This window comes from Streptomyces endocoffeicus, from assembly GCF_016741935.1.
Lineage (GTDB): Bacteria > Actinomycetota > Actinomycetes > Streptomycetales > Streptomycetaceae > Streptomyces > Streptomyces endocoffeicus.
In genome coordinates, this window is record NZ_JAERRG010000009.1 from 264,835 (window position 1) to 285,202 (window position 20,368).

Consider the following 20,368-nt stretch of genomic DNA (forward strand, 5'->3'; position numbering starts at 1 on the left):
GGGAGACCGCCTCGGCACTAGCCTTTCCGAATGACCTCTCATCTCCTTTCGATAAGCGGGGTAGGCTCTATACGTACTTATCCAACCCCGGGCTTCAACAGGAGGCTGATTGGCTATGAAGAAGGCACACGGACTGCGCAGGTACTTTTACGAGTACGTCTACTACAAGGCGGTCGGGCAGGCCCGGGAGCAGACCGGACAGGTCATTCCGATCTCCCAGGCCAAGGTGATCCGCGCCCGGGTCGACGAGATCCTCGGCCAGCGGGGCACCGCGCTGGCCGACCCGCGGCTGGGCGTCACGGACTACCTCACCGCCATCGACCAGGCGTTCGCGGAGAAGGTGTCCGACTACGAGCCGCAGTTCGGTGACCATTCCCCGCAGAACGAGCGCTACCAGCAGTCGCAGCGCGAGTTCAGCCGTGCCACCGGCGTTGGTGTCCAGGCCGACCCGAGGTCGGCCCGACTGCCGATCAGCCCCTACGCCCCCGACTGGTCCGAACGCGCGACCGTGAAGCGCGCCGGGACCGCGCTGGTGTACCTGCCGGACGAGACGATCGGACGCGTGGCCGGCGGCGAGGTGGAAACCCTGGCCGATCCTCGGCGCGGGAACATGGTGCTCTGGCGCATCGACGACGAAGGCAAGCCGTTCGAGGCCGGGCGCGCGATGACGAACGACGACGCCGCTGGACTCACCGCGCTGATGGACAAGATGAGCCAGCAGGAGTACGACCAGGTCCGCGAGTGGGTCATCGACGGCAGCCGCGATCCCCAGACGAACCGTGTCGACCGCAACCGCTTCATGTCCCAGCGCGCCGTGGCACGCTCGGCAGCACTGCTCGAAGAGCTGAAGGCCCAGGGCGTGTCCTACGAGGTGATGCGCGACCGCGAGCCCGGTCAGATCAAGGCGAAGATCGCCGGGACCGGCATGGAGATCCGTCTCACCGACACGCGCCAGGAGGAGTACGCCGGAGCCCGGATCTACGACAACGGCACCGCGCTGCGCTACTCGACGAACTACCGGGTCACCGGCGGCATGGCGGTCTACTCCCCCTCGCCGGCGGAGGCCGTTCAGCTGCTGCGCTTCGCCCAGGGCCACCGCGTCGAGCGCGCGGATCTTCCGGGGCACGCCGCCGGCGAGACCGGCACGACGCACCAGGAGCGCGGCCGTGGCCGCACGCTGGTGGATGTGCCCGACAGCTACCACGTCGACCGGGAGTCGATGTTCGTGGTCGGCGACTACGTGGCCCCTGGCGAGTCCGGTCCCCGGCCCGGGGCGAAGGTGATGCTGCGCCGGGACGCGAAGAACCGCTCCCTGCCGGCCTTCTTCGTCGACGCCGAGCCCGCTGAGACCTACGCGAAGGCCGCCGTCGAGAGCGCGCGGGAGAATCTGCAGGCAGCTCTTGGCGTCGAAGACCTGATCGCTCGCGCTGAGGCCGAGCTGGAGCGAACCGGCGGACAGCTGGACGCGATCGAGCCGCCGGAGTACTCGGCTGACTCCGAGGTCGCTGCGATCCAGCGCTCGTACTGGGACGTGCTCACCGGCGCGCACAGCGATCTGCTGCGCCCGGGTGCGACGGAAGAGATGTACCAGGAACGGCTGGAGAAGATCGGCGAGTTGCAGGCCGAGGAGGTGCCCGAGATGGGCAACCTCGTCTACGGCGGCACCGCCGTCGAGAAGGTCCGGCAGCACGCCGAGGACGTCTCCTTCGAACTCATCGGGACCTGGGAGGCGGAGCCTCACGACGCCGGTGGCGAGTGGGTCGATCAGCGCTTCAATCCGGACCGGGTGGCGCGGTACATGACCAGCCCCACCGGGCAGTGGTCGAACTTCGACAACCTCGCCTCGGCTCTGCGTCGTTGCGGGATCTCCCCCGACGAGATGATGGGCTCGACCTTCCAGACGACCCGGTTTAAGGACCGGCTCGTCCGCTTCGACGCCGAGCGCTCCGTGCCGATCGCCGATCACGAATCTGCGTTCATGCGGCGCATCGGGGCCACCGTGCGCGAGAGCATCGAGCGCAACGCGGCGACGGTCTCCGAGATCCTGGTCGACGAGCAGGGCGTCATCCGCTGGAGCGGCGAGAAGCTGCGCCGTAACGGCAAGGGGACTCCGATCTCGGGTGAGATCGGCCAGGTCTTCGATGTCGGCGAGTACGGCGAGATCACCACCGCCTTCGCCAGCAGGGAGAACGCTCTGGTCGTGCCGGGCTACGAGGCCACGATCACGGCCCAGACTCCGGGCGAGGCTCCCTCCTCGGTCGAGGAACGCACGCGCCTGCGCGGCTACGAGCAGCTCATGCACGAGCGCATCCAGTACCAGATCGCCGGCGACCTCATCGCCGGGCGCAGCGAGACCGGCCAGCCCTCCTCGCTCAACGCGGTCTACTCGCAGCTGTACGGAACGAAGCACCCGATCGACTTCATCGAGCGCGCCACCACGTACCAGCTCGACGAGTCCACCGGCGAGATCAAGGAGCACCTGGACGAGTGGACGGCCGCGATCCTGCAGACCGAGGCGCGCCGTGTGCGCTACTCCAACGAAATCAAGGCCGGCTCGACGGTCTACGCCGAGTACCGGGCCCGGCGGGACCGAACTGACCCGGCTGACGACAACCGCTTCGACGCCTGGCGGCTCACCGGCGGGCGGAACATGACGGTGCTCACCGGACAGGACCGGAACAATGTCGCTGCGCCCGGCGGCTACTTCGACCCGGTGATGACCGGAGGCGCGACCAACCAGGGCATCGTGCGGTACCTGACCACTCAGGCCCAGGTCGACGCCGACGGCCGGATCGTGCCGGGCGACGAGAGCGTGGCCGGGCAGCGTGCGCCGCTCATGGCTCTCCCCGGGCTTGAGACGCTGCGGTACGACCCGTTCGACCGCCAGCAGATGACGGCCTCGACGATCATGCAGTCCTCGCAGGTCACCCAGCCCACCGGTACGGCGCTGATGACCTTCGGCGGCTGGACGGCCGACGACCCGATCGTGCTCAGCTCGGAGTTCGCAGCTGAGCACCAGATCCGCGGGGCCGGCGGAGGGCTGCGCGACCTGGTCGTCGGCGACAAGATCAGCGACCTGCACGGCAACAAGGGCGTGATCTCGCTGGTGGTCGACCGGGAGATGCGGCTGAACGAGGCACGCGAGAAAGGCATCGAGCAGGAGGTGGCCTGGTTCCGCGCCAATGCGGATCTCGACGTCGTCATGAGTCCGTTCAGTCTCATTTCCCGGCGCAACGCCGGCTCGGCGCGCGAGCTGATGAACGGACGGGTGGCGGGCTTGTTCTCCCCCGACGGCGAGTACACGCGCGGCGCTCTCGGCGAGATGCGGTTTGTCGTCACGCACATGGCGGTGGACGAGAAGACGAAGATCTACGACGACGAGCAGGTGCGCGCGGGCAAGGGCCGTAAGGCCTCCTCGCAGCTGGCCTGGGCGCTGCAGTCTCAGGACTGCCCGGCGATCATGCGCGAGTTCTACGGCCACAACAGCGGGGCCGAGTCGAACCTGCGCGAGTACCTGCTGGCGACCGGCATGGACATGGAGGCTGACGGCACACTGCGGGTGATCGGCCAGGCCGAGGACCTCGACGAGCGCCCCGAGCGCCGGTTCATCCCGATGCCCGAGCTGCTGCGCACTCAGCCGCGCAAGGAGGGCCAGCTCCCGGGACTGAACACCACGGCGATGCGCAAGTCCTTCGGCGATCTCATCGGCGACCGCGGCGGCGACATGGAGATCCCGTTCCCGCTCACGTATCCGACCGGTGAACAGACCGAGACGGTGAGCGCGAGCTCGTGGAAGCTGCCGGTGATGTCCTCGCATCTGCGCAGTGGCCAGGAGTTCGAGGACGGGTCCTCCGTCACACACGACTACACCCGCAGCTACCAGGACGTCTTCGTCGAGGCCTGCCGCTACCGCTACATGGCCGAGCAGCTGGACGGCCAGGGTCTGTCCGCGGAGAAGCGCTCCGAGGTGCGTCGCGGCATGAGCGAATCGGTCTCGCGCGCTCAGCGCGCCTTCGAGGCGATCACGATCGACGTGCAGAACCGGGTGCTCACGGGCAAGAACAACATCTTCAAGACCGGGCTGATGGCCTCGCGGCTGACCGACTCGGCGACGATGGTGTGGACTGCGGACCCGCGGCTGGACGTCGACCAGGTTGCGCTCAGCTCGGTCAAGGCAGAGCAGCTGGGGCTGGCCGAGGGCGACCACGCGCTGGTGTGGCGTGACCCGGTGCTCCGTGACGCCGGCGTGCGTTACATGCGGGTAGCGATCGACGACCGGCTCACCGGTGCCGCGATCAACCCCGTGATGGACGCCTGCTTCGACGGCGACTTCGACGGCGACGCGGTCGCCGTGGTGAAGCTGCACAGCGAGGCCGCCAAGGCGGAAGCCCTGGCGAAGCTCTCGGTGCCGGCCAACCTGCTGGACACCGGCGTGGTCAAGGGTGACGGCTCGCACCCGCTGGCCATGCAGGTCTCGCTGGACACCCAGGTCGCGCTCTCCACGGACGCCGGACTGGCCGAGGAACTGGAGAGCTCGCGGAGCGAGGCGAACCGGCTCCGGCTGCAGGCGCTCACGGGCGCAGAGTCGCCTGAGGACATCACGCTCGGCCAGCAGGTCGTGATGGAGGAGCTGAGCGGGCTGTACCGCCAGGCGCAGCGCGGCGAGTTCGGCGCGGCACTGACGTTCTCGGATCGCGAGGCGCACCTGCGGAGCGTGCGCGAGGTCTGCGTCCAGACCGGTGCCAAGGGCAGCGAGAAGAAGCTCGCCGATTACGCCCGGAACCTGGGCGATGCGCAGGGTACGCCCGGCATCACGCAGGCCGACCAGGAAGCGTCGATGTTCGCCACGGCTATCAAGGCCCACGGCACCGGCCTGGGCGGCTCGTTCAGCCAGCGCGCCGTGCGCGCGCTGCGCGGCGAGGACCTCAAGGCCGTCCTGGAGGTCACCTACCCGGTGACCCAGTCGATCCTGCAGGCCAAGCACGACGCCGCCGAGGCCCGGCACAAGTACGCGATGCTCCAGGGCCCCGGCCGCGAGCTCTGGAGGGGCCGCAGCATCGAGCACGTCGGCCCCGGTCAGTGGCGCACGGCGTTCCTCGACGGTGAGCCGGTCCAGGCCACGGCCGAGGAGTGGGAGAAGCAGTTCATCGAGTTCTACGAGTCCAAGGAGGGCTTCGGCGTCACGGTCAACCCGGACTACGTGGCCCGCGTGGTCAGTGCGCTGGAGGACCCGAAGACCGGGCTCATCCGCAACCTCGAAGAGGACCCGTCGCTGGCCGGCACCGTGATGGACCGGATGGCCTACGGCGGTGGCTTCGAGGCCCTCGTGCAGGCGGCCAAGAACCGCGAGAGCGTCTACGACGGCGAGAAGAACGAGCAGTTCGCACCCTCGGGGACCCGGAAGGCCCGGACGGAGACGTCCCGGCAGCTCGATCAGCTGGGCTCCGTTGAAGCGCACAGCCTGGACAGCGCTGGGATCGCCGTCGACGACTCGGTGGTCAAGCGCGACGTGATCTCTCAGGACGCGGGGACCTCCCGCACCCGCGGCTCGCACCGCCGCTCTGCGCATGCCGTGGGCGTGGGCGCGTCGCGCCCGGTCTACACGCCGAGCATCGAGATCGATCAGCCGCAGGGCGACGACGACTACGGGGCGGGGTACTGAGATGGCACAGCGCAAGGAACTGGGAACGGGCCCTGCGGGCCGCCCGCGAGCGACCAAGGATCTTCCGGTTGACGACGATCGGCAGCAGGCCGACGAGCCGGGAGGTGACGCGTATGCCTACTGGGACTCGCGCTCTGATGAGCCGAGCGACGCCGAGGCGATCGACGAGCCGGGACCGGAGGACGACCGCTCGCGCGCCTGGCGCGAGCGGCTCCGGGACCGTGCCCGCGGGTTCTTCGGTGCGAAAACCCGGGAGCGGATGGCCGACCGCGAGCGCGTGCGCTGGATCGACGTCGACCGGGCCGAGGACGAGACCGAGGGCCTGGACCAGCGCGAGCAGCTGCTCAAGCTCCGGGCGGAGACGCGGCTGGCCGGCGAGAAGTACATGGCCTCGCTGCGGGACTCGAAGCTGCTGGTGCCCGGCTTCAACAACGAGGAGCGGACGCAGGAGCTCGGCGTCATGCACCACGTCTACATGCAGATGATGATGCAGTCGTGTCTCAAGCCGCTCTCGCGAGGGGTGAATGCCAACTCGGTCATCCAGGCCGTCGGCATGGTGATGGCGATGCGGATGCTCGCCCCGGACTTCAAGAAGGAGATGGACAGTTACCTCCAGCCCCTCAAGGACAAGATCCAGGAACGCATCGACACCAGGACCCGCGGCATGGTCGCCTCTGCCGAGAGCGGCATCGCGCACCGGCAGAGGATCTTCAAGGATGTGCCGAGCGACGCCCGGCGCGAGCGCCTCATCGGCAGCACGGATCCGCGTGACCACCTGACGAAGAAGTGGCGCAAGCGCTTCGACGCCATGCAGCACCGCGAACGCGGCCACCGGGAGATGTTCACTCCGGACTCAGCCGCCATGACCGAGGTCGCGCTCATGGAGAACGCCTTCTGGAAGATGCGTGAGCCGGGCGCGGACGCCGGACTGATCCGCGACAGCTACCGGGCGATGCGCAAGCGGCTGCACGAGCAGATGAGTGAGGACGGCCTGGAGCGCCAGGAGGTCGTCCAGCGCGCGCTGATGATCATCGGCGAGCGGATGGAGTACGAGCCCGAACTGCGCACGATGTTCAACGGCGTGGCCCACGGCCGGATCGTCAAGGCCCCTGCGCACGAAGAGCGGATCACGGGCTCGGGCAGAGTCCGCACGGTCTGGAGCGGGGAGTTCGACGACCATCTGGGCCAGCGTCTGCCCGAGGACGCGATGTTCACGCTGCGCCGGCCCATGGACGCGGACGCCCACCAGGTCCAGCTCGCCGAGACGATGAAGACCTCGATGCTCGACGCGCTGGGCCGCGGCGATCAGGAGGGCTACGGGGGCAACATGCTGGGCTACCTGGTCGGCTTCGCGGCACAGAAGCAGGGCCTGGACACCAGCGGGCTGCCCGACATGCTCCAGCACCGCCTGGACCAGTCCGAGGTGATGATCGCGAGCATGGACATCGACGGCCTGTCGCCCGAGGAGCAGCAGCGGGTCTACTCCAACGCCTACGTCGACGCGATGGAGGCAGTGAACGAGAAGTACCCGGATCTCGAGGCCGAGCTGAAGCGGAGCCTCGGGGAGAACTGGCAACAGACGCTGCAGACGGCGGTCGACGACCCGGGGGCCTTCTTCGAGGAGCAGCGGCTCAAGCCGCGGTCGCGCCCTACGGGCCCGTCGTCCGAGCGGGAAGCCGGCCCGCAGAACGAGAGCCCGAACGCTGAGGCCGATGCCGAGGACTACCAGCCCGCCTGAGGTCGATCCGGGAACACGAACAAGGAGCAGAAGGAACGGCCATGAGCCAGGAACAGAATGAGGGACAACAGACCAGGTTCGGCTCGCGTTTCGCGCAGATGTTCGGCTACGTCACGCCGGAGGACCGGAGCCGATGGGTACAGATGCGGGCGCAGAACAAGCCGAACGTCAACGCGGCCAAGCAGGGCACGAAGTCATTGCTGGGCTCGATGATGGAGTTCGGGGAGCGCAACATCGGCGCGAGGCTCGATGCGGCCCACCGCGTGGCGGCGCAGCAGCGGTTCGAGGAGTCCCACGACAAGGTCGTGAACCAGCGCCGCGATCCGAACACGCGGAACATCATCGAGTCGGTCGACTACGAGCCCAAGGACGACCGGGAGGAGATCGAGCTGGACCTGGAGCTCTAGCCGAATGGGTTACAACAAGCGTAGCAAGTGGCGCTCGATAAGTCCGCCAGTCCTTCTTGACTCGTTACTATCTTCGATAGACTGGTTTCTAAGCGAAACCATGGCATGAAGGACGACAGGACAGGGTGTGGGCATGGAGACGACGACGAATCCGCGCGTCTGTAAGCGCAAGTTCATCTCTCGGGTCGCGACTCGCAGCGGATTGCCGGTCCGAGTGGTGAACAGGGTGTACAAGTCGCTGCTCGGTGAACTCACGGGCGCGGTCAGCTGCGGAGAGACAGTCGTACTCCCGAGCTTCGGCCGCTTCTACCGACAGGACCACAAGGGCCACAAGGTGCGCTTCGGCAAGAGCTACGTCGACGACTACGTGGTCCTGAAGTTCTCCGCGTCGAGCAGCTTCAACCGCCGGCTCGGGGGCAACGAGGACGAGATCTCACCGGAAACCTACGGGATGATCGAGGATGCCGACGAGTTCGAGAACGCTACTGAGGATCGTGAACTACGGGCCGCATCGTAGGCAACGAGGAGCCAGCAGAAAAAAAGAGAACTCCCGTGATGCACAGGCATCACGGGAGTTCTTTCGTGGTGGGACGAGCCCAGTTGAGAGGCTCAGCCGTCGGCGATTGCGAAGATCAGAATGAGCACGATGACCGGGACGAAGAGCACGCCTGCCCCGGCGAGAAGATGCTCCCACCCCAGCGGCGAGTTGATCCAGCCCATGAAGTCGTTCCACAGGCCGGCGACGGTGCTCGCGATCGAGCCGAAGAAGCCGGTGACCCATCCGACGATGGCTGCCAGGCTGACGCCGCCGATCAGACCGAGGGCGATGATGGCACGAGCGCTCTTGAACATGGTCCTGGACATGACACCCCGTCCTACTTCCGGTCCTCGAAGAGCAGGTAGTACAGCCCGATGTGCGGGATGACGAGGGCCGCCAGCGCGATCCAGGCCCGCCCCGGGTCCTCGACCACCCAGCCGATGTAGTCCTTGACGGGGCCGACGTAGGCCAGTACGGGGGCGAACACCTCAGTGCGGAAGATGATGTGGAAGATGCCGTAGGCCATGCCGAGGGCGATTGCCAGTCCGATGCCGCGCCGTACGAAGAGGGCGGAACGAGGACCGATCCGCCGGCGGCGTCCCATGGCTGCGCTGGACTGGGGCTCGGCATCAGGAGCAATCGCCTGAGCCACTGGCTCGTAGTCGTACATCGCCACCATCTCACTCTTATCGAATCGCTATTGCTTCCATTCTATGAGGAGCCCTCAATGGTCAGCCGAATCGCTGATTACAGGTCACTCGAACTGTAGGTCAGGCTCGTTCATGGATGGCGTGTCGAAGCTGCCGATCGAGCGCTGTCGAGGTCGTGAGGAACTCGCGATCGGCTCGCGCTGCGCTGCCAGCTCGGCGAGAGTGAAGCCCACGGGGCGACCGAGGCGCTGGCCGGCCATGTAGTAGGCCTGCCCGTTCGCACGTTCACCCAGGGCGATGATCTCGCGGGTGACGGGCTCGCCCGGGCGCCGGGGCGCACGCTCCCGCCAGACGATCCGGTGCGAGGGCTTTGCGCTTGGGTCCGCGCCGACGTAGGTGGTCTCGCAATCGGAGAGGTCGGGATAACTGGGCATGTACTCCAGCGGGTGCGTGCTCGGCGCGCCCTGCTGGATCCGGCCCAGCTGGTTGAGAGCCACGCGCAGGAGCCGGTCCTCCGGTCCATGAGGGTGCATCACCGCGGCGTCGTGGAGCATCTGGAGGTCCTGCTTGAGACCAACGGTCGGCAGGAGACGGATGGGAGGCTGACGCTCACTCATCACGCTTCTCCTGCTGGGCAGCACGATGCTCATCCGCCCACTGCCGACCGAGCGGGCCGAGGCTCTCGGCGAGCTCTTCGATGGTCATACTCGCCTCGCCGGAGGCGTCGGACTCCTGGATGCGGCGGGAGACCTCGGCCTGGAAAGCAGCCTCAGTGTGGGCGTAGGCCGCGTGGTCGTACCTCATGAGGCGCACGAGCGCGGCGAAGGGGATGATCGCGGCCTCGGGCTTGTTGTCGTCGCCGAAGATCAGCGGCGTGATCTCGCCGCGGCGATAGAGGTTCAGCATCGTGGCGAGGTCCTCGCGCCTGAGCTGGTCGGTCGGGACGACATTGACGGAGAACTTCGGGAGCGCGGCGTCGGGAGTGCCGTTGTCGTGAGCGTTGCTGTTGTGAGTCATAGCTTCAGCCTAATCAGTCGGGAATAGCTTGTCATCGACTTGCATACGACCGTATTCGCCGAGTCGATAAGAGTGTCGAATGGTGGATCGCTCCGTCTCTGAGAGGCGGTACGGGCAAGAGAAAGAGGAGACCCGTGCTCCAGCCCCGCACGGTGCGGAGCCGGGGCACGGGCCCTGATGGACGGACGGTCGCGACTTCAGAAGTTCCCCTCGTCGGTGAGGTCGACGGTGAGGTCAGCGCCCTCGTCGGGGCGCAGCAGCACGAGGGTACCGAGTGCCGCGGACAGAACCTCGTCATCCAGGTCGGCAGTTCCGGCCGGAGGTAGGGGTCAGGGGCGGGCGGCCTGCTCGTCGCGGACGGCCATGGGCAGCATGGCGGCGGCCTGTGACCGGTAGTCCTCCAGGGCCTGGGCGTACGTCCCGGCCGCGGTGATCCAGCCGTACCGGGCGGAGTGCAGGCGGCCGGCCCGAAACGTGTAGCCGGTCAGACGGCCGTGCTCGGTACGCTCGGCCTGGAACGCCTCTGCGCGCGGGTACGTATTGGCCACGCGGGCCCGGGCCTGGTCCTCGGTCATCTCTCCCGGCTGCGGGCGGTCGCACAGACCGCACAGGCGGGTGTTGGGGACGCCGTCGACCGCCTCGTCCACCTCCATGACCACGTACATGCAGCATTCCCGGCACGCCACGTCCACGCGGCGCACGCGCCGGCGGTACTCCAGCCGGTCCTCCAGGGTGAAGCGGAGTGGTCCGGCGCTGACGCCGTCCAGGACCAGCCACGCATGGGCGTTGATGCCCTTGTCCGCCTGGAGGCCCTTGACCTCCATCGCCTGGCCGTCGACCACCACCAGGTCGCCGTCCTTGGCATGGCAGGCCAGGCCCCGGGGGCGCGGCGGGTTGTAGAAGACGGCCGTGGTGTCGCGCATGGTCAGCTCCTCGCGGATGCCGCGGCCGGGGCGGCAACTCCCAGGGCATGCCCACATGACGCCCTGCTGGCGGTCGTGCTGGGCGAGCTTGCCGGAGGACAGCAGGGGCGCGGTGTGGTCGTCGTAGCCGCACAGGCCGGTCGGGCCGTCGTAGTCGGCCGGGCCGTGGAAGGGCACCTCCAGGCGGCGGCGCACCTCGGCGGCGGCGGCCTGGGTCACCCGGCTGTCCGTGCCCGCGTACGCCTCGGCACGCAGGACGGCGCGGCGTCCCTGGGCCTTCCAATCCTGGTCGACCTGCTCGGCGACCTCCATCACCTGGGTGACCGGCACGCCCAGTTCGCCAGCGATCTCGGCGACCTCCACGGGCCACGCCTGGGCCACGGCGTCCTTGGCGGCGTCCAGGTCGTGGTGGAACCCGGCCTTGCCGTCGCGACGCTCAGCGTAGGGGGCCCAGGCGGCGTAGCGGCCGCGGCGCATGCGGGCGCCCTCGTCACGGACGCTACCCAGGAAGGCGCCGCCGCGCTTGACCACCCAGCAGCCCGGGCCGTCCTCCTTGAGCTTGACGGTGTCCGGGTCCAGGGTGGCGGCCACGCGCTCCAGGACGTCGGTGGGCTCCGCGGTCACCAGGGCGATGTACTCGGGCATGGGCGCCTGATCCAGGCCGGTGCGACGGGCGAGGCGGGCGGCCTGGTCAGCCTGCCACCGGTACTCGCTGCCGTCGCCCTGGCTGATGATGTTGCAGACGGACACCCAGTGGTAGCGGGCGCGGGCGCCGTGGCCGGTGCGGAACGTCCAGGCGATACGCTCGCCGTCCGGCAGGTCGACCGGCTGGAAGACGTGGGCGGTGGCGTGGCTGGCCAGGACGAGGGTCCGGGCAGCGACCTCGGTCACCAGCTCCTGACGGCGCGCCTGGTCGTCCTGGTCGGCACGGTGAAGGACGTGGGGGGCGACCAGGTCGGCGCCACCGTCGACCCAGCACACGGCCTGGTAGGCGTACGCGGCGGCGCCGTGCGCCATGCCGAACGTGGTGCCGGTGCGCTCGGCGTCCTGGGCGCGCATGACCACCCGGGTGCCGTCCGCGTAGTAGGTCAGCTCCGGGTCGAACATGGTCGCGGCCGTGACGGTGTCGGCATCCAGGGGGCGCACGCGCCGCTCGATGTCGGCGACCTTGGTGGCCTGGTCGTCCTCCGCCGGGGCGGCGGGGGCCTCAGTCTCGGCCGGCGGCTCGGTAGCCAGGACCTCCACGGCGCGCTTGCAGGGGCCGCACGCCTTGCGGTCGGCGGCCTCCTGGGCGGTCAGCTCCCGGGACACCAGTCGACCGCAGCCGATGGTGTAGGAGTGGAACGCGTCCTTGCGGACGTAGTGCACGGCCTTGCCATTGCCGACCTGGGCTGGGGCAGTGGTGATCGCGGACATGGCGCGGTTCTCCTGGTGGGTAGTGAAAGCAAAGGGATGCAGGGCGCGCATGGTTCGTGTGGCGCACGGGCCAGAAGCGCTGCGGCGAGGCGCCCTCGGGCGACCTCCTAGGCCACGCGCGCCCCGTCGTTTCGGTGTTCGGGGTCAGTCAGTGAGGTCGACGGCGAGGTCCGCGCCTTCGTCGGGGTGCAGCAGCCCGGCGAGAGTGCCGAGCGCGGCGGACAGAACATCGTCGTCCAGGTCGACGGTCGCAGGCCCGCCCTCGTCCTCGTGCTTGTCCTCGTCTTGGTCTTCGTGCAGCTCCACGTCGTGGAGGCGGTAGGCGGCATAGCCCATGCCCAGCTTGGAGTCATAGGCCGCGAAGACGGCATGCGTGTAGCGGGGGCCGTCGGCCGGCGTGAGCAAGCGGACCCGGCGGGCGATCATGTCGCGCAGGGCGGCTTCCTCGGCCTCGGCGACGGTCTCCCGCAGCTCGGTCAAGATCACTGAGCCCACGGCGTCCAGGAGTGCCCGCAGGGCGGTCTTGCAGGCCCGTGCGCGGGCATGGTCGGTGGCGACCTGGGCGCAGCGCTGCGCGCGCCAGCACACGCAGCGATGGCAGTCGAGGCAGTTCTGGGCCCGGTCGCAGCCGCACCGGCAGTCGAAGGGGCGGCAGTAGGCACCGTGTTCCGTCTTCGGCGCGGTGGGGATGGCGGCCAGGGAGCGGGATATCTCGGTGAAGTCGCGGTTCTCGTCCACGAGATCGGCGGCCAGAACCTGGCCGTCATTGCGGAGCTCCCCCGCAAGGTCATCGCAGGTCTGGCGGCGGACCACGAGGGCGTACGCCTCGGCCTGCGCACCGATCAGCAGCGGGGGCAGAGGCCGGTCCGCAGGCGGCGCGGCAGCAGGCTGGGCAGCTTGCGGCCTGCCGGTGACGAGTGCCAGCGACGCACCGATCAACTCGGGGTCCGGGCGCGGGTCCTCCCGCCAGCGCAGGATCGAGCAGCCGGACACCGACCCTTCGTCGATCTCATGCAATGTCGGCTCCTGCGCCCACGCTCGGTCCTGCCAGCCGTCCGGTGGCGGCGTGGCCCCGCCGCGGTCGTTGTCAGGCCAGGTGACGCGCACAGCGCGCTCGGCGATGTCGGCGGTGAACACCTTGGTCCGTTCGGTCATCGGTGTGCTCCGGGTGTGTGGTGAGTGCTGATGCTTGCTGCCCCGCCGGCGAGAGCGGCGAAGTCGTCCTCCGCCAGGGAGGAGGAGCGGGGCGCGGCATGGGTGCCGCGCCCCACCCGGCGGCGGGTGCGGTCTCACAGCAGCGTGTCCCGCTCGTCTTCCTCCCAGCGCGGCGGGCAGAGTTCGGTCAGGGCGTCAAGGCCCGCAGTCGTCCCGGGGCTGTCGCCGAGGTCGAAGGTGCACAGCTCGCTGCCGTCCTCTGCCACGAGACGGACGCCCGTGCCGTCCCAGAACGGCCCGCGCTTGCCGTCCACGGCCCAAAACCGCGCCAGAACCGGCACCATGGGGTACACCGGGTGCAGGTAGGCCGGATGACAGCGGATCTTGTCGGCCAGGACTTCTTCCCACGCGGCCTCGGCGCCATCCCGCGTCTGCCGCCACCGCTCAACGAGATCCTCCGCCGTACGGCGGCGCACCATGTGCCGTAGAGCCAGGTGGGCCTCTGTTCCCAGAAGGTCAGGGCCCCGGGCGGCGAGCCACTCCCGGACGGTCGTGGCGGACGGTGCTTCGGCGAGCAGTTCGGTGAGGTAGTTCGTGCTTGACGGCGTGGTCGGAGGGAACTTGCGCACGACGGAGACCAGGAGTGGCACGAGGGTGCTGAACCGGCCTGCGGCGTGCTGTGTTCCGTGCGGGGAGGCGAGGCAGACAGGGTCCTCCGGCAGGGTTCCGGACTCGCCGCACTGGGGGCATGCCCAGGTCCAGCCGACGACGGGAGCGTGGATGATCTGGCCGTCCTGGATGATCCAGTCGAAGCGGTCGGCCAGGCTGTGCTCGTCGGACGCGACGAAATCGGCGTCGAACAGTTCGTCAGGCACGGTGAGTTCAGGCATCGGTGGGCTCCTCTCGGCTGGTAGTGGGCCCCGGCAGCGCCGGGGCATCGGATGATGAGGCTTCGATGGAGGGCTCGGTACCCGTCAGCCGGACGACCTCCAGGACGTGGGCCTCGATGTCGGCGCGGGCCTGGGCGACGACCTGCTCGCCGGTCTCCACGAGCGAGTCGACGGTGAACTGGGCGTTGCTGCCCGCACCGGCGACGGCGTTCTCCAGTGCGCTGAGTGCTTCCTTGGTGGCCCTCACGCCCTTCTTCTCGTGGATCGCCTCGTGCAAGGCCGCCGTGGCGGCCTTGACGCGGGCGTACATCCGGTCGGTGACCTCGCGAACCTCCCGCAGGTTCTCGGCGGTGCGGGGCTGATGAGGGATCTCGGGCACGAAAGGGTCGTGCTCGGAACGCCGGATGGTCACCGGCACGCCGCTGCCGAGACCCATGGAGGACACAAGCGAGCCCCACTGAGCGAGGCTCATCTCGATCTCCACGAGCTCTCGGCCCGGATGGACCCAGTCGTGGTTGAGGTCGCGCTTGCGTACGGCCTCGCGGACGGAGAGCGAGATGGTCTCGTTGTGGAACAGGTCGGACTGGAACAGCGAACGACCGGATCCGCTCCTTCGCGTCACGACCGCGACGCCGAAGGCGGGGTGGATCTCACCGCCGCGCTCCGCGTCGATCGCTGGATCCTGAACCGGACGGCGGCTCATGCTGGCACCGCCTCAGGGGCCTCAGCCTGCTGGGTCTGGTGCTCGCGGTAGAGCCGCACGGCCAGGTCGATGCAGTAGCAGGTGAAGAGGCCACCCATGCCGGCGCCCGAGAACGACCAGTCGGGCAGCGACTGCAGGGGGCCGTGCGGTCGTGCGGGCTCGATGGGGATCTGCACGGTCATTCTCGCTCCTCGGTGGCGTATTCGATGACGATGGCGGTGTCGCGGACGTGGAAGCGGAGGGCCTCTCCGGGGATCGGCTCTGTACTGGCGAGCTCGTACGTCTCCCGGTAAGCGGCGGCGGCCACGGCCCACGCTTTGCTGATCTCCCCCGCTGCGGCGCCCCAAGGCTCGGGGGCGGGGATGATCCAGCGGTGCACACTGTGGGTGACAGTCTCGAACGTGTAGTCAGCCACGAGCCATCGCCACCTTGGACGGGGCTTCCACGATCACGTCAATGTGGGTGAGGTGGATGCCGCCCGTGCAGCCCTCGACGGACACCACAGGGTCGCCGTAGCCGAGCCTCCAGGCCGGAGTACGCGTGACGGTCGTCAGGGCGCGGCACAGGTTCGCGTCGGCCCCTACCACGAAACGACCGTCCGCCTGCCGCTTCCGGACCGCGACTGCGAGCGGGTCCTCCGGGCGGACACCGGGGTACGCGACCACCGGCGTACCAATCGGGTACAGGGCGTTCCACTGCTCGTCGTTCACCGGTTGCCCTCCTCGTTGTCGGCTGGCGGCCGGTGCGGGATGTCGATCCCTTCGCCCAGGGCAGGCTCGTTGTAGGAGGCGAGAACTGCTTGCCACTTCCGCCGGAAACGGGCTGCCTGGACGAGCGACCACGCGGTGGTCACGAGCTGCGCGCACACCAGGCCCGTCATCGGCGACGGTGTCTCGCCCGCGGCCACGCGCCAGATGCCGGTCACGACCAGGGCTCCAGCCACGCCGCTCAGGAAGGCTTGGGCGAGCAGCCGGAGGAGCGGGAAGCGCGTCACGACGGCACCTCTCCAGCTACCGCGACATCGCGGTGGCCGACGGAGAGGTGGGGGTCCCAGTCGACCTCGTCGACCCCTTCATTGACGTACTGCGCGAGGAAGCTGTCCTCGTGTGGATCGAACGCGTGCTCCTGTGCAAACTCTTTGCGGTACTCGTGGGGATCGCGGTCCCCGGGGTGCTGTCGTACCTTGCCGATGGTGTCGGCGACCCATTCCAGGGTGTGCGCACCGGACCAGTCCGGCGAGGTGCCAAGGCCGAGCGCGATCGCGTCGACCACGTCGGTGTCAGTGAGGGGCGTGTGATCCCCTCCGCCGTTCGCGCGGGAGAGCGGCTGCTCGTAGTCCGGGATGAAGCCCATGGCGAGGAGCACGCTCTCGGGCAGCTTGTAGCCGTCCCAGATCGCCTCGGTCGCGTCCGTGGGGCTGCCGCCGTTGGAGAGCCCGCCGGAGATGTAGATCCTGTAGTCGGCGACCGTGAGGAATGTCGTCTCCCGGGAGTCGAGGACCTCTTCGAGGTTGTCGATGATGACGAGACCGGCACGCCGGGCGTACTCGATGAGAACTTCGCCGTTCTCGTCGACGAGGTCGGACTCGCCGTCCAGATCCGGCAGCAACTCCCCCAGCTCGATCTCGGGCTCGTCGAAGGTGAAGAGCGAGGCGTCTGTGATCTCTTCGAGCAGCTGACGGCCGCGGTCGAAGTTGGGCGGTTCGGTGCTGGCGGCCGGGAAGGCGATGGTGGCGGTGAGCATGCTCGCGCCCATGATGATCTGCTCCTTCAGGATGGGGGAATTAGTGGATCGGATCAGTCCTGGATCCAGCCGAGGACATCGTCGACGTCCTGGTCGCAGCTGGCCTTGATCGCCTGGCGCAGGGTCTCGCCGGGGTTCTCGAGGTAGTGCAGCGCGACGCTGTCGATGAGGTTGGCCGCGTCACGTACCTGCTCGTTTTCGGGCGCGAGTTCGCTCACGTCGTTGGCGGCTCGGCTCACGACGTCGCTGATACGCTCCTGGAAGAAGGCCTTCGCTGAGGATCGTGCGGGTCGTACGGCTGGCTCACCGGTCCTCCCCCGGGGTGTCGCCGGTAGTGCGCGACGGCGCATCGGCGTGCGCCACGGGGAAGACGTCCGGGTGCGCCGCCTTCCGCTCCGCCCAACGCGGCAACGGCTCGTCGCCGATGGTGTGCTTGTGGTCCATCACCTCGACGAGTGAGAGCTTCGACGGGCCCCTGTAGTCGTGCCGGCGGCCGCGCAGCCGGGGTGCGACGGGTACCCAGAACGGGCCGTACTGCCAGCTGTCGAGGCGGTAGGACCAGTCGTCAGGGCTCCACTTGTGGAAGATGACGGTGTTGCAGCCGCTGTCCACGTCGAGGGCCCGTTCGGCGAGGCGCCGCTGATAGCTCTGGTTGAACCAGTGCTCGATGTACTCGCGGATGAACGAGGCGAGCATCGCTGGGCCGGGCCTCGGATTCGCAGTCGAAGCAGGCGACGTATCACCACCCCGGGTGGACGCCGGTCACCGGGATGCGCAGCCTCGTCAGCGGGTCGTCGCGGTCGGCGTCTTCGGCGAACGGCCAGTCGGTCACCATCACGAGTCACCGCCTTCGTGGTCGTCAAGGTTGTCTTCCGGCTCCGGGTCCGGCCATGACGCTGCCGCAGGCCACGCGTACTCGTCGTCGAAGGGGTCCGCTTGATGGAGAACAGCGGGCCGTGGTCGTACCGTTCGTCCACCGGGTCGGGGGCGTAGCTGGTGACTTTCAGCCCAATCATGTTGCTGTCGGTGGGCATCACGACGCCTCGCCCCTCGGCGAACAGGCCGTCGTAGTGCCGCTCCAGCCAGGCGACGGCCGTCATCCGGCGGCCCATCAGCCCTCACCGTCCTCGGTGCCTGCCGTCTCACCGGCGGCGATCTGGTGCGCCAAGGGCCAGACTTCGGCGAGCGTGAACCGCGCCGAGTCGCGTTTCGCGTCGCTGGCGATCCCGCCGAAGTGGGCCACCCAGTAGCCGTCGCGGTCCCAGCAGTGCCCGTCACGGTCGAGGATCACCCACCGGTCGACGTGGCCGTAGCAGCGCTGCACAAGCAGCGGCAGCCGACCGGGGCACGGCACCTCGAACGCGGAGGCGTGCACCAGCAGCACGGCGGCCGTCGGTGCGAGCCAGGCCGCGACTTTCCGGCGCGTCTCTGGGTCGAAGCCCGGCGCCACGGGCCGCCCGTCCTCGGCGACCGCGCCGACCGTGAAGACCGACTCTTCCTCCAAGGCGGGCTCCATGGCGACGTCGTACCGCGACACGACCAGCGGTTCAGGCTGGTCGGCTTCCCTTCTCCTCGGCCATGGCCTGGACGATCGCCCGGCAACGGCGCCACGCGTCGGCATAGGAACCGGCGTTGAACATGCCTTTCAACTCGTCGGGCAGCTTCATCGCGGCGAACTGCTCGTCGACCTCGCGCAGGACCGAGACGCGATCGAGGCGGCGCAGCTCGGCAACGATAGTCTCGGTCGACGGCATGCCGGTGTCGACGAACTCAACGTCTGGGTGCATGTAGGCGGCAGCCCACACCGACCAGCCCTTCGCGGTGCCGACCTCGCGGATCTTCACGGACCACTCGCGCAGCAACTCTGCGTCGGAAGCCGCCACCAGCGCTTCGGGCGTCTGGGGGGCGGCGTCGTGCCGCTCGGCCCGCTGTCGGAGGATCCCGATGAGTGTGTCGCGGGCGCTCACTGAGTCTCATCTCCCTCGGCTTCGTCGAGGATGAGCGCGGCGGCCTGCTTGGCGGACAGCAGCCCGTTCCGCTCGGACACGGCGCGTCGGATCCGCTCGGCCTCGGCCGTGTGGCCGTGAGCGTCGAGCAGCTCGGCGGCGTGCTTGCCGTGCATGGCCCGCCGGGTCTTGGCGGCGTCGAGGATGAGGCGGACGGCCGGGTTGCCGTCGATCCGGGCCTGGCTCCATGCGGCGGTACGTCCCCGGTGCACCTGGGAGTTGCGGGCGCGGGTGCCGCCGTGGCTCGTGCACAGTTCGCCGGCCGCCGAGCCGCAGTCCGGGCAGGCGATGGCGAGCGGCGGCAGGTTGGCGCACTGCCAGTCATTCGGGGTCAGGTCCATCAGGCGTCGCCGCCCTTCTGCCTGAGCTTCCAGACGCTGGCCACCTTGACCCACTTGTCGTAGTCGGCGAGCTGCACGCCGCCCTCGTCAGCACTGTGGTCGTTCAGCGCCGTCGCGGCAGCGAGGATCCGGGCAACGTCGTCGCCGATCTGGCGGCCGTCCCTGACGGAGCGCACCAGCTCCTCAGGGCGGCGGTAGTTCTCGGGGCCTGTGGCCATCAGTCGTTCTCCTTCGCGGTGTTGCGCGGCTGGGGGGCGCCGTCGGGCTGATGTGGGCAGCTGGACGTGGCGTCTTCGAGTCCGAGAGCCTGGCGGGCGAGGGCAAGCAGGCTGTCCAGGTCCGGGCCCGCTGCCGGGCGGATGGGCCGCTTGCGCAGCACGGGCACGTCCAGATCGACGCCCAGCAGTTGGCCGGGGTGCTCCGGGTCGGTCTCCACGCGGTACGAGCCGGGTGTGATCCACCAGCCGTCGAATGCGTCGGCGGGGCGTCCGGCACGCGGTCCGTGGCCCACAGCCGCGATGCCGGGCAGGCCCGACGACGCGGGCGTGGCCCGGTAGCGGGTGGCCTCCCCCGATAACATCGGACAGGCACGTACGCTGTACGCGAGGCATTCCGGGTGCATGCCGGGCTCGGCGGTGTACCCGACGTGTACATCAGCAGGCCGCACCGCGAGACAGATCCGCTCATCGAAGCTCTGCCCGCAGACCTGGCAGCGCCGTTCGGCCAGTGCCCGGTTGCGCCGGTCTTTGTCGAGCGCCCCGAACTGGTACCGGCCGCCAGCGTGCAGCGTGATCCACGGGACGACCAGACCGCCCAGGGTTGGACGGCCCGCGCACCGTATCGGCACCGGCAGCTGTGCGGTCACCGGTCGTCTCCTTGCGCGTCACGTGGGTGGGGTGCGCCGCCGTCCTTGCCGGGCCAGTCGTGGGGCCAGGGGACACCGCACCAGGACTGCTCGGGAGCCTTGAACCAGTACATGAACTCGGCGGCCAGGTACTCGGTCTTGAAGCCCTGCACCCCGCCCTGCTTACCGGCGAGGCCGGCGTGCTCAGCAACCCAGCCGGCCCCCTTCGTGAGGTACGTGATGCCGCGGGCCTCCCCGGTGTCCTTCAGGCTCACCCGCAGCCGGTTGTCGTTGTCGGGATCGACCTGCTCGAAGCTGAACTGCGGCATGTTGTT

25 protein-coding genes are annotated in these 20,368 nt (G+C 68.8%); 4 read left to right on the forward strand and 21 right to left on the reverse strand.

What is annotated here, in order from left to right; translation table 11 throughout:
• Positions 1–115: 115 nt before the first annotated feature.
• From JK364_RS23535 to JK364_RS23550, 4 genes are all read left to right on the forward strand, one after another.
• Positions 116–5,662 (forward strand): hypothetical protein, encoded by a 5,547-nt coding sequence (locus tag JK364_RS23535; protein ID WP_201853138.1) that lies wholly within the window; start codon positions 116–118, stop codon positions 5,660–5,662.
• Between the two features lies 1 nt (position 5,663).
• Positions 5,664–7,400, forward strand: coding sequence for a hypothetical protein (locus tag JK364_RS23540; protein WP_201853139.1), 1,737 nt, complete (start codon positions 5,664–5,666; stop codon positions 7,398–7,400).
• A 41-nt stretch (positions 7,401–7,441) separates the two neighbouring features.
• A complete protein-coding gene (locus JK364_RS23545; protein ID WP_201853140.1) occupies positions 7,442–7,807 on the forward strand; it encodes a hypothetical protein in 366 nt (121 codons plus the stop codon).
• A 133-nt stretch (positions 7,808–7,940) separates the two neighbouring features.
• Positions 7,941–8,324, forward strand: coding sequence for an HU family DNA-binding protein (locus JK364_RS23550; RefSeq protein ID WP_201853141.1), 384 nt, complete (start codon positions 7,941–7,943; stop codon positions 8,322–8,324).
• Between the two features lie 92 nt (positions 8,325–8,416).
• Here the strand turns inward: JK364_RS23550 and JK364_RS23555 are convergent, their stop codons facing one another.
• From JK364_RS23555 to JK364_RS23655, 21 genes are all read right to left on the reverse strand, one after another.
• Positions 8,417–8,671: a hypothetical protein gene (locus JK364_RS23555; RefSeq protein WP_201853142.1), complete on the reverse strand. Its 255-nt coding sequence runs from the start codon at positions 8,669–8,671 to the stop codon at positions 8,417–8,419.
• Positions 8,672–8,682: 11 nt separating this feature from the next.
• Positions 8,683–8,949, reverse strand: a complete 267-nt coding sequence (locus JK364_RS23560) for a hypothetical protein (RefSeq protein WP_201853143.1) — start codon at positions 8,947–8,949, stop codon at positions 8,683–8,685.
• 150 nt (positions 8,950–9,099) lie between these two features.
• Positions 9,100–9,612: a hypothetical protein gene (locus JK364_RS23565; protein ID WP_201853144.1), complete on the reverse strand. Its 513-nt coding sequence runs from the start codon at positions 9,610–9,612 to the stop codon at positions 9,100–9,102.
• On the reverse strand, positions 9,605–10,012 hold the full coding sequence (locus tag JK364_RS23570) for a hypothetical protein (RefSeq protein WP_201853145.1): 408 nt from the start codon (positions 10,010–10,012) through the stop codon (positions 9,605–9,607). The genes JK364_RS23565 and JK364_RS23570 overlap by 8 nt, the downstream gene beginning before the upstream one ends.
• Positions 10,013–10,341: 329 nt before the next feature.
• On the reverse strand, positions 10,342–12,351 hold the full coding sequence (locus JK364_RS23575) for a hypothetical protein (protein WP_201853146.1): 2,010 nt from the start codon (positions 12,349–12,351) through the stop codon (positions 10,342–10,344).
• Between the two features lie 144 nt (positions 12,352–12,495).
• Complete coding sequence (locus tag JK364_RS23580; protein ID WP_201853147.1) at positions 12,496–13,506, reverse strand: hypothetical protein; 1,011 nt, start codon at positions 13,504–13,506, stop codon at positions 12,496–12,498.
• A gap of 134 nt (positions 13,507–13,640) precedes the next feature.
• Positions 13,641–14,396 (reverse strand): hypothetical protein, encoded by a 756-nt coding sequence (locus JK364_RS23585; protein WP_201853148.1) that lies wholly within the window; start codon positions 14,394–14,396, stop codon positions 13,641–13,643.
• Entirely contained in the window at positions 14,389–15,099 is a 711-nt protein-coding gene (locus JK364_RS23590) for a hypothetical protein (protein WP_201853149.1), read from the reverse strand. Before JK364_RS23590 ends, JK364_RS23585 begins: the two co-directional genes overlap by 8 nt.
• Complete coding sequence (locus JK364_RS23595) at positions 15,096–15,281, reverse strand: hypothetical protein (RefSeq protein ID WP_201853150.1); 186 nt, start codon at positions 15,279–15,281, stop codon at positions 15,096–15,098. The genes JK364_RS23590 and JK364_RS23595 overlap by 4 nt, the downstream gene beginning before the upstream one ends.
• A complete protein-coding gene (locus JK364_RS23600; protein WP_201853151.1) occupies positions 15,278–15,514 on the reverse strand; it encodes a hypothetical protein in 237 nt (78 codons plus the stop codon). Before JK364_RS23600 ends, JK364_RS23595 begins: the two co-directional genes overlap by 4 nt.
• A complete protein-coding gene (locus JK364_RS23605; RefSeq protein ID WP_201853152.1) occupies positions 15,507–15,809 on the reverse strand; it encodes a hypothetical protein in 303 nt (100 codons plus the stop codon). Before JK364_RS23605 ends, JK364_RS23600 begins: the two co-directional genes overlap by 8 nt.
• On the reverse strand, positions 15,806–16,093 hold the full coding sequence (locus tag JK364_RS23610; protein ID WP_201853153.1) for a hypothetical protein: 288 nt from the start codon (positions 16,091–16,093) through the stop codon (positions 15,806–15,808). Before JK364_RS23610 ends, JK364_RS23605 begins: the two co-directional genes overlap by 4 nt.
• Positions 16,090–16,854 carry a hypothetical protein gene (locus JK364_RS23615; RefSeq protein ID WP_201853154.1) on the reverse strand — a complete coding sequence of 255 codons (765 nt, stop codon included), beginning with the start codon at positions 16,852–16,854 and terminating at the stop codon, positions 16,090–16,092. Before JK364_RS23615 ends, JK364_RS23610 begins: the two co-directional genes overlap by 4 nt.
• 41 nt (positions 16,855–16,895) lie before the next feature.
• Entirely contained in the window at positions 16,896–17,081 is a 186-nt protein-coding gene (locus JK364_RS23620) for a hypothetical protein (protein ID WP_201853155.1), read from the reverse strand.
• Between the two features lie 64 nt (positions 17,082–17,145).
• Entirely contained in the window at positions 17,146–17,538 is a 393-nt protein-coding gene (locus JK364_RS23625) for a hypothetical protein (protein WP_201853156.1), read from the reverse strand.
• Between the two features lie 415 nt (positions 17,539–17,953).
• Positions 17,954–18,358: a hypothetical protein gene (locus tag JK364_RS23630; protein ID WP_201853157.1), complete on the reverse strand. Its 405-nt coding sequence runs from the start codon at positions 18,356–18,358 to the stop codon at positions 17,954–17,956.
• Positions 18,359–18,389: 31 nt separating this feature from the next.
• Positions 18,390–18,809 carry a hypothetical protein gene (locus JK364_RS23635; protein WP_201853158.1) on the reverse strand — a complete coding sequence of 140 codons (420 nt, stop codon included), beginning with the start codon at positions 18,807–18,809 and terminating at the stop codon, positions 18,390–18,392.
• The gene (locus tag JK364_RS23640) at positions 18,806–19,189 is read right to left on the reverse strand and encodes a zinc finger domain-containing protein (protein WP_201853159.1); all 384 of its coding nucleotides are present in this window, start codon (positions 19,187–19,189) and stop codon (positions 18,806–18,808) included. Before JK364_RS23640 ends, JK364_RS23635 begins: the two co-directional genes overlap by 4 nt.
• Entirely contained in the window at positions 19,189–19,407 is a 219-nt protein-coding gene (locus tag JK364_RS23645; RefSeq protein ID WP_201853160.1) for a hypothetical protein, read from the reverse strand. The genes JK364_RS23640 and JK364_RS23645 overlap by 1 nt, the downstream gene beginning before the upstream one ends.
• Positions 19,407–20,054 (reverse strand): cell envelope biogenesis protein OmpA, encoded by a 648-nt coding sequence (locus JK364_RS23650; RefSeq protein ID WP_201853161.1) that lies wholly within the window; start codon positions 20,052–20,054, stop codon positions 19,407–19,409. Before JK364_RS23650 ends, JK364_RS23645 begins: the two co-directional genes overlap by 1 nt.
• Positions 20,051–20,362 (reverse strand): hypothetical protein, encoded by a 312-nt coding sequence (locus JK364_RS23655; RefSeq protein WP_201853162.1) that lies wholly within the window; start codon positions 20,360–20,362, stop codon positions 20,051–20,053. The genes JK364_RS23650 and JK364_RS23655 overlap by 4 nt, the downstream gene beginning before the upstream one ends.
• Positions 20,363–20,368: the final 6 nt, after the last annotated feature.

Coding starts and splice junctions, on each gene's coding strand:
- JK364_RS23540 (WP_201853139.1), top strand. CDS start 5,664: ATGGCACAGCGCAAGGAACTGGGAACGGGCCCTGCGGGCCGCCCGCGA.
- JK364_RS23625 (WP_201853156.1), bottom strand. CDS start 17,538: ATGCTCGCCTCGTTCATCCGCGAGTACATCGAGCACTGGTTCAACCAG.
- JK364_RS23560 (WP_201853143.1), bottom strand. CDS start 8,949: ATGGGACGCCGCCGGCGGATCGGTCCTCGTTCCGCCCTCTTCGTACGG.
- JK364_RS23565 (WP_201853144.1), bottom strand. CDS start 9,612: ATGAGTGAGCGTCAGCCTCCCATCCGTCTCCTGCCGACCGTTGGTCTC.
- JK364_RS23550 (WP_201853141.1), top strand. CDS start 7,941: ATGGAGACGACGACGAATCCGCGCGTCTGTAAGCGCAAGTTCATCTCT.
- JK364_RS23645 (WP_201853160.1), bottom strand. CDS start 19,407: ATGGCCACAGGCCCCGAGAACTACCGCCGCCCTGAGGAGCTGGTGCGC.
- JK364_RS23595 (WP_201853150.1), bottom strand. CDS start 15,281: ATGACCGTGCAGATCCCCATCGAGCCCGCACGACCGCACGGCCCCCTG.
- JK364_RS23580 (WP_201853147.1), bottom strand. CDS start 13,506: ATGACCGAACGGACCAAGGTGTTCACCGCCGACATCGCCGAGCGCGCT.
- JK364_RS23570 (WP_201853145.1), bottom strand. CDS start 10,012: ATGACTCACAACAGCAACGCTCACGACAACGGCACTCCCGACGCCGCG.
- JK364_RS23535 (WP_201853138.1), top strand. CDS start 116: ATGAAGAAGGCACACGGACTGCGCAGGTACTTTTACGAGTACGTCTAC.
- JK364_RS23555 (WP_201853142.1), bottom strand. CDS start 8,671: ATGTCCAGGACCATGTTCAAGAGCGCTCGTGCCATCATCGCCCTCGGT.
- JK364_RS23630 (WP_201853157.1), bottom strand. CDS start 18,358: ATGGAGCCCGCCTTGGAGGAAGAGTCGGTCTTCACGGTCGGCGCGGTC.
- JK364_RS23585 (WP_201853148.1), bottom strand. CDS start 14,396: ATGCCTGAACTCACCGTGCCTGACGAACTGTTCGACGCCGATTTCGTC.
- JK364_RS23575 (WP_201853146.1), bottom strand. CDS start 12,351: ATGTCCGCGATCACCACTGCCCCAGCCCAGGTCGGCAATGGCAAGGCC.
- JK364_RS23640 (WP_201853159.1), bottom strand. CDS start 19,189: ATGGACCTGACCCCGAATGACTGGCAGTGCGCCAACCTGCCGCCGCTC.
- JK364_RS23545 (WP_201853140.1), top strand. CDS start 7,442: ATGAGCCAGGAACAGAATGAGGGACAACAGACCAGGTTCGGCTCGCGT.
- JK364_RS23615 (WP_201853154.1), bottom strand. CDS start 16,854: ATGGGCGCGAGCATGCTCACCGCCACCATCGCCTTCCCGGCCGCCAGC.
- JK364_RS23590 (WP_201853149.1), bottom strand. CDS start 15,099: ATGAGCCGCCGTCCGGTTCAGGATCCAGCGATCGACGCGGAGCGCGGC.
- JK364_RS23655 (WP_201853162.1), bottom strand. CDS start 20,362: ATGCCGCAGTTCAGCTTCGAGCAGGTCGATCCCGACAACGACAACCGG.